This is a genomic window from Tenacibaculum aiptasiae, from assembly GCF_965221665.1.
Lineage (GTDB): Bacteria > Bacteroidota > Bacteroidia > Flavobacteriales > Flavobacteriaceae > Polaribacter > Polaribacter aiptasiae.
In genome coordinates, this window is record NZ_CBDCSN010000002.1 from 129109 (window position 1) to 142216 (window position 13108).

Annotated in this window: 14 protein-coding genes; 6 read left to right on the forward strand and 8 right to left on the reverse strand. The window is 31.8% G+C overall.

Going from position 1 to position 13108, the window contains the following annotated elements; translation table 11 throughout:
* The first annotated feature begins 44 nt into the window (after positions 1–44).
* Both ACOQN8_RS00820 and ACOQN8_RS00825 read left to right on the forward strand, forming a co-directional pair.
* A complete protein-coding gene (locus tag ACOQN8_RS00820; protein WP_150899751.1) occupies positions 45–1220 on the forward strand; it encodes an acetyl-CoA C-acyltransferase in 1176 nt (391 codons plus the stop codon).
* Between the two features lie 18 nt (positions 1221–1238).
* Complete coding sequence (locus tag ACOQN8_RS00825) at positions 1239–2012, forward strand: C40 family peptidase (RefSeq protein ID WP_150899749.1); 774 nt, start codon at positions 1239–1241, stop codon at positions 2010–2012.
* A 91-nt stretch (positions 2013–2103) separates the two neighbouring features.
* On the opposite strand, the gene ACOQN8_RS00830 is transcribed toward ACOQN8_RS00825, so the two are convergent.
* The 8 genes from ACOQN8_RS00830 to hemA all read right to left on the reverse strand — a co-directional run bounded on the left by ACOQN8_RS00830 (position 2104) and on the right by hemA (position 9856).
* Positions 2104–2721 carry a TlpA family protein disulfide reductase gene (locus ACOQN8_RS00830; RefSeq protein ID WP_235272895.1) on the reverse strand — a complete coding sequence of 206 codons (618 nt, stop codon included), beginning with the start codon at positions 2719–2721 and terminating at the stop codon, positions 2104–2106.
* Between the two features lie 26 nt (positions 2722–2747).
* Positions 2748–3773, reverse strand: coding sequence for a uroporphyrinogen decarboxylase (gene hemE, locus ACOQN8_RS00835; protein WP_420551248.1), 1026 nt, complete (start codon positions 3771–3773; stop codon positions 2748–2750).
* Between the two features lies 1 nt (position 3774).
* Positions 3775–4221 carry a protease complex subunit PrcB family protein gene (locus tag ACOQN8_RS00840; RefSeq protein WP_420551249.1) on the reverse strand — a complete coding sequence of 149 codons (447 nt, stop codon included), beginning with the start codon at positions 4219–4221 and terminating at the stop codon, positions 3775–3777.
* Between the two features lie 18 nt (positions 4222–4239).
* A complete protein-coding gene (hemL, locus tag ACOQN8_RS00845) occupies positions 4240–5529 on the reverse strand; it encodes a glutamate-1-semialdehyde 2,1-aminomutase (RefSeq protein ID WP_420551250.1) in 1290 nt (429 codons plus the stop codon).
* A gap of 48 nt (positions 5530–5577) precedes the next feature.
* Entirely contained in the window at positions 5578–5970 is a 393-nt protein-coding gene (locus ACOQN8_RS00850) for a VOC family protein (protein ID WP_420551251.1), read from the reverse strand.
* Positions 5971–5973: 3 nt separating this feature from the next.
* On the reverse strand, positions 5974–6936 hold the full coding sequence (gene hemB / locus ACOQN8_RS00855) for a porphobilinogen synthase (protein WP_299122294.1): 963 nt from the start codon (positions 6934–6936) through the stop codon (positions 5974–5976).
* A gap of 81 nt (positions 6937–7017) precedes the next feature.
* Positions 7018–8604, reverse strand: a complete 1587-nt coding sequence (gene hemC / locus ACOQN8_RS00860; protein WP_420551252.1) for a hydroxymethylbilane synthase — start codon at positions 8602–8604, stop codon at positions 7018–7020.
* A complete protein-coding gene (hemA, locus tag ACOQN8_RS00865; protein ID WP_420552797.1) occupies positions 8588–9856 on the reverse strand; it encodes a glutamyl-tRNA reductase in 1269 nt (422 codons plus the stop codon). The genes hemC and hemA overlap by 17 nt, the downstream gene beginning before the upstream one ends.
* A 211-nt stretch (positions 9857–10067) precedes the next feature.
* Between hemA and ACOQN8_RS00870 the strand changes: the two genes are divergently transcribed.
* The 4 genes from ACOQN8_RS00870 to ACOQN8_RS00885 are packed head-to-tail and all read left to right on the forward strand — an operon-like array spanning position 10068 to position 13074.
* Positions 10068–10955, forward strand: a complete 888-nt coding sequence (locus ACOQN8_RS00870) for a helix-turn-helix transcriptional regulator (protein ID WP_150899738.1) — start codon at positions 10068–10070, stop codon at positions 10953–10955.
* Positions 10956–11462, forward strand: a complete 507-nt coding sequence (locus tag ACOQN8_RS00875) for a TrmH family RNA methyltransferase (RefSeq protein ID WP_420551253.1) — start codon at positions 10956–10958, stop codon at positions 11460–11462. It begins immediately after the preceding gene.
* Positions 11462–12481: a ferrochelatase gene (hemH, locus tag ACOQN8_RS00880; protein ID WP_420551254.1), complete on the forward strand. Its 1020-nt coding sequence runs from the start codon at positions 11462–11464 to the stop codon at positions 12479–12481. Before ACOQN8_RS00875 ends, hemH begins: the two co-directional genes overlap by 1 nt.
* A 2-nt stretch (positions 12482–12483) precedes the next feature.
* The gene (locus tag ACOQN8_RS00885; protein WP_272149818.1) at positions 12484–13074 is read left to right on the forward strand and encodes a CopD family protein; all 591 of its coding nucleotides are present in this window, start codon (positions 12484–12486) and stop codon (positions 13072–13074) included.
* Positions 13075–13108: the final 34 nt, after the last annotated feature.

Consider the following 13108-nt stretch of genomic DNA (forward strand, 5'->3'; position numbering starts at 1 on the left):
TGGTTATTTTCGCAGAACTAATCTTAATACAACATACTCAATATATGAAAGAAGTAGTTATCGTATCGGTTGCAAGAACTCCAATAGGTAGTTTTTTAGGAACTTTATCAACTACACCAGCTCCAAAATTAGGAGCGGTAGCAATTAAAGGAGCTTTAGATAAAATAAACTTAAAACCAGAAATGGTTGAGGAAGTTTTTATGGGAAATGTAGTTTCTGCTGGTTTAGGTCAGGCACCTGCACGTCAAGCAGCTATTTTTGCTGGAATTCCTGATACTGTTCCTTGTACAACAGTTAACAAAGTTTGTTCTTCTGGTATGAAATCTATCATGTTAGCAGCGCAAACAATTGCCTTAGGCGATGCTGAAATTGTTGTTGCTGGTGGTATGGAAAACATGAGTATGATACCTCATTATCAACACGCTCGTAGTGCTACTAAATTTGGTCCTGTAAAAATGGAAGACGGTATGCAAAAAGACGGTTTAGTTGATGCATATGAGCAAGTAGCAATGGGAGTATGTGCTGATGAATGCGCTACTGAGTATGAATTTTCTAGAGAAGATCAAGATGCTTTTGCTATTGAATCATACAACCGTTCTGCTAAAGCTTGGAGTGAAGGTAAATTTGCAGACGAAGTTGTTCCTGTAGAGATTCCTCAACGTAGAGGAGAACCAATTATTTTCTCTGAAGACGAGGAATACAAAAACGTAAAAATGGAAAAAATTCCAGCTTTACGTGCTGCTTTTACAAAAGAAGGAACTGTAACAGCTGCTAACGCTTCAACAATTAATGATGGTGGAGCTGCTTTAGTATTAATGTCTGCAGAAAAAGCTGCTGAATTAGGATTAACTCCTTTAGCAAAAATTAAAGGATATGCTGATGCTGCTCATGAGCCTAAATGGTTTACTACTGCACCTGCAAAAGCATTACCTAAAGCTTTAGCTAAAGCTGGAGTTTCTATTGATGATGTAGACTATTTTGAGCTTAACGAAGCATTTTCTGTAGTAGGATTAGCTAATATGAAAATTTTAGGATTATCTGCAGATAAAGTAAATGTAAACGGTGGAGCTGTGTCATTAGGTCATCCATTAGGTGTTTCTGGAGCTAGAATTATAATTGCTTTAACATCTATATTAAAACAAAACAACGCTAAAATTGGTGCTGCTGGTATATGTAACGGTGGTGGTGGTGCTAGTGCAATGGTAATTGAAAGAGTATAATTTTAATAAAAGCTGTTAATGTCTTTCGGAATTTGTAATTTAAGTGTTGTTCCTCTTCGACTAGAGCCTACTGATGTTTCAGAAATGGTGAATCAGGTTGTTTTTGGTGAACATTTTGAAGTTTTAGAAAAAACTAAAAAGTGGAGTAAAATTCGTTTAGCCTTTGATAATTATGAAGGCTATATCGATAACAAACAATACGAAGAAATTTCTAATGAAGACTATAGTCTATTATGTCAAGAAAAAAAGCATTTTGCAGGCGAATTAATAGACTTTATTACTGATGATAGTCATAACTTAACTACCATACCAATGGGAGCTAGACTTCCTTTGTTTAATAACAACAAAATAACCATTAATACTACTTCTTATTTTTATGAAGGAAAGGTGTGTAATAAACAATTAACAAAAGCTGCTATTATAGAAACAGCATATTTATTTTTAAATGTTCCGTATTTATGGGGAGGTAAATCTCCTTTTGGAATTGATTGTTCAGGTTTTACGCAAACAGTATATAAATTATGTGGTTATAATCTTTTACGTGATGCTAAACAACAAGCAACACAAGGAGATGTATTAAGTTTTATTGAAGAAAGTGAACCTGGAGATCTTGCCTTTTTTGATAACGAAGAAGGTATTATTACCCATGTTGGTATTATTATGAACGATTATAATATTATTCACGCTCATGGTAAAGTTCGTATTGACAAATTAGATCACAGTGGTATTTACAATGTAGATACTCATCAACACACACATAAACTTAGAGTAATAAAGAGATTAATTAATTAATTAATTAATCTCTTTATTGTAAATATTATGCATAAAAAAACTCTTTCTTTACAGAAAGAGTTTTTTTATTACTTATTTATTTAAATAACTTTTATTTAATTACTGGTTTAATAAAAGCTTCTAATTCTTCTTCGTTGGCTGCGTTTACTTCATCCCACCCCATATCTTTAGTTGGAGATAGTGCACCTCTTTTAAAGTCTAAAATTCTTTTCTTACCTGTAATTAGGTATGCAGATGGATAATCTAATTTATGAATAAATCCAGCAACTCTAATACTTGATCTATCAGCTAATTTTTCTTTAGAAGGCACTAAGAATATTCTCTTATCTAATTTTTTTGCCATTCTTTTTACTCCATCTTCTTTATCCCAAAAAAGCATGATAAATTCAACTTTATCACTGTACTTTTCAACTAACTTATTTAAAGCTGGTATTTCTCCCCAACAAGGAGCACACCAAGTAGCTGCTGTTAATAATACGATTGGTTTTTTTATTGCATCTGTACTAATAGTTTTCCCATCAATAGAAGTAAAATCGTAGTTTGAAATGTACTTATCTCTAATACAATTGTAAACAATATCGTCTAATAACGCTGCATCATTGCTTGAAGTTGCAATACAATCATCAACAATATCTTTATAATAAATCTTCTTTTGTGCAAAAGTATTCGAGACAGCTATCAACGCTAAAACCAGTAATAATCTCTTCATTTTTAATAATTTAAGGGGATTAAATTTTAAATATTATACTCCTTTACCGCATCAATAAATGCCTTTGCATTATCTAGCGGAATATTAGGTAAAATTCCGTGCCCCAAGTTAACAATATATTTGTCTTTACCAAACTCATTTATCATTTGGTGTACCATTTTTTTAATTTCTGCAGGCGGAGACAATAATCTAGATGGATCAAAATTACCTTGTAATGTAACATTTCCTCCTGATAAATAACGTGCATTTCTTGCCGAACATGTCCAATCTACTCCTAATGCTGATGCGTTAGACTTCGCCATTTCTCCTAACGCAAACCAACATCCTTTTCCGAAAGCGATTACTGGAGCATCATCTTTTAATGCCTCAATTATTTGATTAATGTATTGCCATGAAAATTCCTGATAATCAGTTGGAGATAACATTCCTCCCCAAGAATCAAAAACCTGAACAGCATTTACACCTGCCTGTACCTTAGCTTTTAAATAAGCAATTGTGGTATCTGTTATCTTCTGTAGCAATTGGTGTGCCAAAATTGGTTGTGTATAACAAAACTCCTTTGCTTTATCAAAATTCTTAGACCCTTGACCTTGCACTACATAACACAAAATAGTCCATGGTGAACCTGCAAAACCTATTAAAGGAATTTCGTCATTTAATTTTTCTTTGGTTGCCTTAATTGCATCCATAACGTATCCTAATTCTTCATGAACATCTGGAATTATTACGTTATCTAAACCTTTTTTATCTCTTACTGGATTTGGTAAATAAGGACCAAAATCTGGCTTCATTTCCACTTCAATATTCATTGCTTGTGGTATTACCAAAATATCTGAGAATAAAATTGCAGCATCCATTCCATATCTACGAATAGGTTGCACTGTAATCTCTGATGCTAGTTCTGGAGTTCTACAACGTGTAAAGAAATCATACTTTTTTCTAATTTCCATAAACTCTGGTAAATATCTTCCAGCTTGACGCATCATCCATACTGGTGGACGATCAACAGTTTCTCCTTTTAAGGCTCTTAAAAATAAATCGTTTTTTATCATTTTATTCTGTTACAAAGACTATGTCTTTCTTTGTTTTTGGTATTTTTACTATATGTATTGGTTGTGTAAGTACCATAGTAACCATATCCGTTGGCTTTGGACCTTTAGACTCTATTGTTACCAATAACTTACTTTTTTCTTCCTTTATTTTTGAAATTTCTACTAAAAATCCTCCTGTGTTTTTTTGAGAATCTATAGCTACCACTATAACACTCTTTGAAAAATCTATCAAATCATCCATTTGATTAGCTACTTCAGCTTTTTTCAAAAATAATTTCCAATCTTTTTCGGTTTTAATTACAAGATTCTCTTTTTCAAACTTTCCTAAACTATTTCCTGGTAATGTTCCTTTATATAAAGAGTTTATAATTGTTTCTTGATTTTCTTTATTGCCATTAGGACATGATGCTAATAGTATACTAAAAAAAATTGCGAACATTGTTTTCATAAACTCCTATATTTTAATTTACATCTTAGAAACAGCTTCCATAGATTTATCAATCGCTTTCGCTATCTTTTCTATATCTTTTTCTGATAAAGCTGATGATAAAAACCATGCTTCAAACTGTGATGGAGGTAAAAATACTCCATTTTTCATCATTTCCCAGAAAAACACAGCAAACTTCTCTGTATCACATGTTTGTGCCTCATCAAAATTCGTTACTTTTTTATTAGTGAAGAAAGGATTGATCATTGACCCAAACCTATTCACTGTAATTTCTATTCCATATTTTTTTGCTGATTCTAACAAAAACACCTCTATTATTTGAGCTATTTCGTTAAACTTCTCGTATGGATTTTGCTTTTTCAATTCTGTTAAAGTAGCAATTCCTCCTGCCATAGCTATTGGATTACCACTTAATGTTCCTGCTTGGTACATTCCTCCTAAAGGTGCTACCATTTCCATAATTTCATTACGTGCTCCGTAAGCTCCCACCGGGAAACCTCCTCCTATTACTTTTCCTAAACAAGTAATATCAGCTTCTACATTAAATAATTCTTGAGCTCCTCCAAATTTCGATCTAAACCCAGTCATTACCTCATCTACTATTAATAAGGCTCCTTTTGATTTTAAATACTCTTTTAATTCCTTTAAAAAGTTATTTTGTGGAGTTACAACTCCCATATTACCCGCTACTGGCTCTAAAATAACCCCTGCAATATCATCATGCTCTTCAAAGTGCGCTTTTACACTTTCCAAATCATTATAATTGGCTATTAAAGTATTCTTTACAGCTCCTTCTGGCACTCCTTTTGAGCCAGGTAAACTTAAAGTCGCTAATCCAGATCCTGCTGCTACCAATAATGCATCTTGGTGTCCATGGTAACATCCTGAAAACTTAATAATTTTGTCCTTTCCTGTAAAAGCTCTTGCTAAACGTATTCCACTTAAAACAGCTTCTGTTCCTGAGTTTACAAAACGAACTTTATCCATTCCTGGAAATGCATCACAAACTATTTTTGCTAATTTAATTTCGTTTTTTGTTGATGCTCCAAATGAATATCCATTTTTTAAAGCTTTTGTAATTGCCTTTTGTACTTTTTTATGACGATGACCTAATATCATAGGCCCGTAAGACAATACTAAATCTATATAAGAATTACCATCTACATCGATAATTTTACTTCCTTTTGCTTTTTTAATAAACAATGGATTCCCTCCTACTGAAGCAAATGCTCTTACTGGTGAGTTTACTGCTCCTACTAGATTTACTAATCCTTGTTGATATAATTCTTGTGATTTTTTAAATTCCATAACTCTACTTTAGTTATCAATTAAATTATTTTTTAGTCTGTGAGTTGTTTATTTTAATTCTAATAAATCCCACAAATTCCCATATAAATCTTTAAATACTGCTACCGTTCCATATTCAGCTTCTTTAGGCTTTCTAACAAACTCAATTCCTTTAGCTATCATATCTTTATAGTCTCTCCAAAAATCGTCTGTGTTTAAAAAAAGAAAAACTCTTCCCCCTGTTTGATTTCCTATAAAATTTTTTTGCTCTTCTTTAGATGCTCTTGCTAACAGAATTGACGTTCCTTCTGAATTTGGTGGCGCCACAACAACCCATCTTTTATTTTGTTCTGGTTGATATGTGTCTTCAATCAAAGTAAATTTAAGTTTTTTTGTATAAAACTCAATTGCTTCATCATAATCTCTTACTACTAAAGCTATATGTACTATTGATTGCTTCATTTTTTATCGCATTAAAACTCTTGCTGCTTCTTTAGCAAAATAGGTAATGATAATATCAGCTCCTGCTCTTTTCATAGATAATAAGCTCTCCATCATTACTCTTTCCCCATCTATCCATCCTTTTTCTGCAGCTGCTTTTACCATTGCATATTCCCCACTTACATTATAACAAGCTATTGGACGATCAAAATTTTCTTTTAAGTCTCTAATAATATCTAAATACGATAATGCTGGTTTTACCATTAAAATATCTGCTCCTTCTTCATCATCAAACGTAGCTTCACGTAATCCTTCATCTCTATTTGCTGGATCCATTTGGTAAGTTCTTCTATCTCCAAAGCTTGGTGCTGAATCTGCTGCATCTCTAAATGGTCCATAAAATGCTGATGCATATTTCACTGAATATCCCATAATTGGTAAATTCGGATATCCTGCCTGATCTAAGCTCTCTCTAATCATGGCTATTGTTCCGTCCATCATTCCTGAAGGCGCTACCATATCTACCCCTGCTTTTGCATGTGATATTACTTGCTTTGCTAAATTTACTAAAGTAGCGTCATTATCAACATCATTATCACACAAAACACCACAATGTCCATGAGAAGTATATTCACAAAAACACACATCTGTGATTACGTATAAACTTGGATAATTCTTTTTAATATAACGAACAGCTTGTTGCATAATTCCGTTATCATTCCATGTTTCTGTTCCTACCTCATCTTTTTCAGTTGGAATACCAAATAAAATAACCGCTGGTATGTTTAAAGCAACTACTTCATCTAATTCTTTTGAAACAGTATCTAAAGACCAACGTTTTATTCCTGGCATAGAAACAATTTCTTTTTCTATTCCTTCTCCTTCTTCAATAAATAAAGGATAAATAAAATCGTTTACCGACAATTGATTTTCTCTTACTAATCTTCGGATTCCATCTGTTTTTCTTAGTCTGCGTGTTCTAAACATAGTTTATCATATTTTCAAACAGAGCGCAGTTGAGATTTTTTTTACAAATATCTCTATACTGCGCTCGTATGACATTTTAATCTATTTTTTTACAAAGTGTAAATTCACCAATTCTATTACACTTTCTACTGTAGGTAATTTTGCAACTTCTACCTTTTCAAAATGTTTTCTTGCCTCTTTAGCTGTGCTTTCTCCTATACAAAAAGCCACTTTATCTGCTTCATTTTCTTTCATGTAGCTTTCTACTGTAGATGGACTATAAAATAAAACTCCGTTTACTTTCTCACCTACTTTAGCTGGGCTATACATCGTTTTATAAGCTTCTACTTCATTTACTGTAATTCCGTTTTCTGCTAAAACACTTGGTAATGTATCTAATCTTAAGTCGCTACAAAAATATGTTACTTCCTGACCTTTTATTTCTTTTACAAGATACGCTGCTAACTTCTCAGCATTTCTTTCTGAATGTGTAACCTTACCTATTTTTTGCTCGATTAACTTTTTTGTTCTTCGACCAACACAATAAATATTTTTAAACTTCAATTCATCAGAAGTAAATGAATTCGCTATTGCTTCTACTCCATTTTTACTTGTAATGATTACGTTTTCAATTTCATTTTTAACAACTTTAGGAGCTATTCTATTAAAACGAATTTTAATAAAATCACTATCCTCAACTGCTATAGAGGTTGGTAATAACTTCTTTTGAATTTCTGATAATTTCTTTGTTGAAAATATGGCAAACTCTTTTTCAAGTCCCATATCTTCCATCATTAATTCTTTTCCTCCTTTATTAATTACATAATCTGCACAATCTTTTGCTAAAAATTTATGACGTCCAAGCTTTCCTTTCTTATTTACAGAAATCTTTTTCTTTCCGTCTCTACTTAACAAAATACCTTTAAAATTAATCTCTTCAGTTTTGTCGTCAATATAAGCTAATGCTCCAATTGGTGCTGTACATCCTCCTTCAAGTCTATTTAAAAACTCTCTTTCTATCCCAACACAAACTTGCGTTTCATAGTGATTCAATTGCTCACATGCATCTTTAGAGAAATCATCATTTTCTAAAGCTGTAATCATAATTGCTCCTTGTGCTGGTGCAGGTATCATCCATGAAAGACTAATTGCTCCCTTTGGTCTTATACCTATTCTTTCTAATCCTGCCGCTGCAAAAACAGCTCCATTCCAATCGTTGTTTGCTAATTTCTCTAAACGCGTATTTACGTTTCCTCTTAAATCAACGACCTCATGTGTTGGGTAACGATTTAACCATTGTGCTTTTCTACGTAAACTACCTGTTGCTATAATTCCTTTTGGTTGTCCAAAAAACTCTTCATTGTCTTTTAACACCAAAATATCAGCATAGTTTGCTCTTTTTAACACAGCCGCTTGCACAATTCCTTGTGGTAATACTGTTGGAACATCTTTTAATGAATGTACTGCTATATCAATATCGCCATTTAACATAGCGATATCTAAATTTTTAGTAAATATTCCTGTAATTCCTAGTTCGTATAAAGGTTTGTCTAAAACTAAATCTCCAGTAGATTTAATTGGAACTATTTCACATTTATACTCTAATTCTTCTAATTGCTTGCGAACTTTGTTTGCTTGCCACATAGCCAACTGGCTATCTCGTGTACCTATTCTAATTATCTTCTGCATGGATAGTTTCTAAATTTGCTCCAAACACTTTAGCCATCACTTCTATACTTTTGTTTACAGAAGTTTCTTCATCTTTTAAGTGTTTTACAAACTGTGTAGTTATTTTTTGGATAAATCTTGATGTTATAACTTCTGCTTGAGTTTCATCAAAATCTTTTATTTTTTTCTTGTGGAAAGCTATTTCTCCTTGTTGGATTGTTTTTAACGATTGTTTTAATGCGTTAATTGCTGGTGTAAACCTTCTATGATTTAACCACTCTTGAAACTCTTCATTATGTGTTTCAATAATTGCTTCTGCAACAGGAATTTCTTGTTGACGAATTGCTAAGGTTTCATCAGTTATTTTAGATAATTCATCTACATTTACCAATGTTACATTATCTAAATCAGCTACTTCTTTAGAAACGTTTGCCGGCATAGACAAATCTAAAATTAACAATTCTTTGTTTGTTAAAATATGTTCTTTCTTAATGGTTGCCTCTGAAGCTCCTGTAGAAACTATTAAAACATCTGTATTTGCAATCTCCTTATTTAAGTTTTCATACTTCGCATTTCTAATCGAAGTATTTTCTTTTACAAAGGCTATTGTTTTTTCTTCTGTTCTATTAATTAAACTTACTGTTTTATTTTGCGTGTATTCCGCTAAGTTTTTACAAGTATGTTTTCCCATTTTACCTAATCCAAAAACTAAAACATTTTTTGAATTATAGTCTTCTAGGTTTTTAATCATGTATTGAACAGCTGCATAAGAAACGGATGTTGTTCCTGAACTTAACCTAGTTTCATTTTTAACACGCTTACTTGCTTGCATTACGTGATTTAACAATCGCTCAAAATATGCATTGGTAGTCCCAGCTTCTTTAGCTAATTTAAAAGCTTGTCTTAACTGACCTACAATTTCATAATCTCCTAAAATTTGACTATCCAATCCTGTTCCCATTCGAAACAAGTGGTTAATCGCCTCTTTGTTTTTATATACATTTGATACTTGAGCAAATTCTTCTACAGATCCATTTGAATACTTACAAAGCATTCCTATTAATTGAAATGGATGATCTGCAAAACCAGTTATTTCTGTTCTATTACAAGTTGACAGTACAAAAATACCTTTCATACCTTTACTCTTAGCTTCCTCTAAAAGTGCTACTTGGTTTTCTTTAGAAACACTAAACTTCCCCCTAATAGTTGCGTCAGCTTTTTTATAGCTAACTCCTATGTTGTATAAATTCTTGTTATGTTTTTCTTCTACCATTAAGTCTTCGTCAATAAAAAGTGGGTCAAAAATATAAAGTTTCCTCATAAAAAAGTATCGCTAAAAGAACTTTTAATGTCGTTATTTGTTTTTTATCGTAAAATTAATGCTAAAACACAGATAAAGTGTATTTTTGCAATAAAATCAACTATTAAGGATGGATTACATTAGAATCATTCTAAATAAAAATTTTTAATTTATCTTTTGATCTATGTCAAAAAACATCGCAGAAAGTACATTTAGAGAAGTTTCTTTAGAAAAAGGTTTTTTTGTATTAAAATTCCAAAACAATTCTAACAAAACAGAAGTATACAAAAGAGATATTGACAGCTCATATATTCAATTACATTACTGTGTTAAAGGAAATTGCAAGTTTCATTTTAACAACAATAGTTATACTTTTAATGTACTTGATAAGCATTCAATTTTCTTATACAATCCCCAACAGAATTTACCTATCAACTTAGAAATTTTACCAAAAACATCTTTGGTTTCAATAATCATATCCATTGAAAAATTTCACGCGTTGTTTTCCAACGAGGCTAGTTATATTCCTTTTTTAAGTGATGACAACAAAAACAAAAAGTATTATGATAATACTGAGATAAAAGCAAACGCTTTAATAGTACTTCAGCAAATTTTAACGGCAAAAAACCAAAGTTCTATGCGTAACCTTTATATAAAAGGTAAAACATACGAACTTTTAAGTCTTCATTTTGACAATGGTGAAAATACCAATGATGAATACTGCCCTTTTTTAGTTGACGATAGAGATGTTTTAAAGATTAGAAAAGCAAAAGATATTATTATTTCAAAAATGAGTGAACCTCCTAGCCTACAAGAACTAGCTAACGAAGTAGGTTTAAACCTAAAGAAGTTAAAAGAAGGCTTTAAACAAATTTACGGAGACACGGTTTACAGTTTTTTATTTGATTATAAAATGGAACATGCTCGTAAACTTTTAGAAAGCAATCAATTTAACGTAAATGAAGTTGGCATTCAAGTTGGATATAGTACTTCTAGCCATTTTATAGCTGCTTTTAAAAAGAAATTTGGCACCACCCCAAAACAATATGTAATGAGCTTACAAAAAGAATAAATGAAACAACTAACACATTACGACATACAAAACACTCAAAAAACTTTTCCCATCACCATAGTTTGTGATGCTATAAGAACACCTGAAAATATTGGGATGTGTTTCCGTATTTCTGAAAGTTTTGGTGTCAAAAAAATATTTCTGCATGAAAATTCCCCAACAGTTGAAAACAGAATTGTTAAGAAAACTGCTAGGAATACATTAAATCAAATTGACTATGAATATTATACCAGTTTTGAAGAAACTATTAATAATTTAAAAGAAGAAGGAAATACTATTATAGGTATTGAAATCACAGACGAAAGCGTAAACATTCAAGATTTTGATTTTTCCTCTAAAGAAAAAATAGTCTTGCTATTAGGAAGCGAAAGAAACGGAATTGAAAATATAAATTTATTAGATGCAACTGTTGCCATTCCAATGTTTGGACGCAACTCTTCTATGAATGTAATTCATAGTTTAGCTATTGCTCTATATGAAACCACAAACCAACTGAAAAGTATATAATGAAAGGAGTTTTACTTGTAAACTTAGGCTCACCAAAAAGCACTGACCCTAAGGACGTAAAAGAATATTTAGGTGAATTTTTAATGGACGAACGCGTTATTGACGTTCCATTATGGCTACGTACTTTTATTGTAAAAGGTATTATTTTAAATACTCGTCCAAAAAAATCAGCAGCTGCTTATAAAAAAATATGGTGGAAAGAAGGTTCACCATTAATTGTTTTATCCGAAAGATTACAAAGCAAGGTTCAAGCAAAAACTGAACTCCCCGTAGCGCTAGCCATGCGATATGGAAACCCATCTTTAAAAACTGGATTACAAGAATTACACGACAAAGGTGTTACCGAAGTCATGCTAGTTCCACTCTATCCTCAATTTGCTATGGCAACTACTGAAACAATCGTTGTGTTAGCTGAGGAATTACGTAAAGAGTTTTTCCCTCAAATGAAGATTACTGATGTGCCTGCTTTTTATAACAAACCAGAATACATCAAAGCTTTATCTAACAGTATTAAAGATTACTTATCTGATAAAGATTACGATCATATATTATTCTCTTACCATGGAGTCCCAGAGCGCCATATATACAAATCAGATATCACAAAAAGTCATTGTAAAATAGATGGTAGCTGTTGTAGCACTCCATCTAAAGCTCATGAATTCTGTTACCGTCATCAGTGCTTACAAACTACTAAGAACGTAATATCAGAATTAGATTTAGATGAAAACAAAGTTTCAACCTCATTCCAATCACGTTTAGGAGTAGACCCTTGGCTACAACCATATACTGATAGAACTATTGTGAATAAAGCCGAAAAAGACGGTATTAAAAAACTTGCAATTGTTACTCCTGCCTTTGTTTCTGATTGTTTAGAAACTCTAGAAGAAATTGCCATGGAAGGTAAAGAAGAGTTTTTAGAAGCTGGTGGTGAAGAATTCTATACCGTTCCTTGTATTAATGATAATGACGAATGGGTTGATGTTTTAGCTGGATGGATTAACGATTTTAACAAAAACTAATTATGGATTTTTTTTATGTAAAAGCTTTACACATTATTTTTGTAGTAACTTGGTTTGCAGGTTTATTCTATATTGGTCGTTTATTTATTTACCATGTAGAAGCTGAAAAAAAAGACGAACCTGCCAAATCTATCTTACAAACTCAATACAAATTAATGTCTAAGCGCTTATGGTATATAATTACTTGGCCGTCCTTATTTTTAGCTAGTTTTTTTGCTTTTTGGATGCTTTGGAAAAATCCTTATTATTTAGAAATGCCATGGATGCACGTTAAACTTTCTTTTGTTTTAGCCTTATATTTTTACCATGGTTTTTGTCATAAAATATATAGTGAATTACAAAATGATAAGATACGCTATACCTCTACAAAGCTTCGTATTTTTAACGAAGCTCCAACCATAATTTTATTTGCTGTTGTTTTTTTAGTTGTCTTAAAAGATACTATTAATTGGATATGGGGAGTTGTAGGTATTATTCTTTTTGGGGTTTTACTAATGATGGGAATTCGTTTTTACAAAAAAATTAGAGCTAAAAAATCTTGGGACAAATACGAACAAGAACTTATTGATGAAGACAAAAAATTAAACAACTAAGTTATTTATATTCTTATTAGAATTCTTAAAACTA

Excerpts from the sequence above, each read along its gene's own strand:
- ACOQN8_RS00820 (WP_150899751.1), top strand. The coding sequence starts at position 45 with ATGAAAGAAGTAGTTATCGTATCGGTTGCAAGAACTCCAATAGGTAGT.
- ACOQN8_RS00825 (WP_150899749.1), top strand. The coding sequence starts at position 1,239 with ATGTCTTTCGGAATTTGTAATTTAAGTGTTGTTCCTCTTCGACTAGAG.
- ACOQN8_RS00830 (WP_235272895.1), bottom strand. The coding sequence starts at position 2,721 with ATGAAGAGATTATTACTGGTTTTAGCGTTGATAGCTGTCTCGAATACT.
- hemE (WP_420551248.1), bottom strand. The coding sequence starts at position 3,773 with ATGATAAAAAACGATTTATTTTTAAGAGCCTTAAAAGGAGAAACTGTT.
- ACOQN8_RS00840 (WP_420551249.1), bottom strand. The coding sequence starts at position 4,221 with ATGAAAACAATGTTCGCAATTTTTTTTAGTATACTATTAGCATCATGT.
- hemL (WP_420551250.1), bottom strand. The coding sequence starts at position 5,529 with ATGGAATTTAAAAAATCACAAGAATTATATCAACAAGGATTAGTAAAT.
- ACOQN8_RS00850 (WP_420551251.1), bottom strand. The coding sequence starts at position 5,970 with ATGAAGCAATCAATAGTACATATAGCTTTAGTAGTAAGAGATTATGAT.
- hemB (WP_299122294.1), bottom strand. The coding sequence starts at position 6,936 with ATGTTTAGAACACGCAGACTAAGAAAAACAGATGGAATCCGAAGATTA.
- hemC (WP_420551252.1), bottom strand. The coding sequence starts at position 8,604 with ATGCAGAAGATAATTAGAATAGGTACACGAGATAGCCAGTTGGCTATG.
- hemA (WP_420552797.1), bottom strand. The coding sequence starts at position 9,856 with ATGGTAGAAGAAAAACATAACAAGAATTTATACAACATAGGAGTTAGC.
- ACOQN8_RS00870 (WP_150899738.1), top strand. The coding sequence starts at position 10,068 with ATGTCAAAAAACATCGCAGAAAGTACATTTAGAGAAGTTTCTTTAGAA.
- ACOQN8_RS00875 (WP_420551253.1), top strand. The coding sequence starts at position 10,956 with ATGAAACAACTAACACATTACGACATACAAAACACTCAAAAAACTTTT.
- hemH (WP_420551254.1), top strand. The coding sequence starts at position 11,462 with ATGAAAGGAGTTTTACTTGTAAACTTAGGCTCACCAAAAAGCACTGAC.
- ACOQN8_RS00885 (WP_272149818.1), top strand. The coding sequence starts at position 12,484 with ATGGATTTTTTTTATGTAAAAGCTTTACACATTATTTTTGTAGTAACT.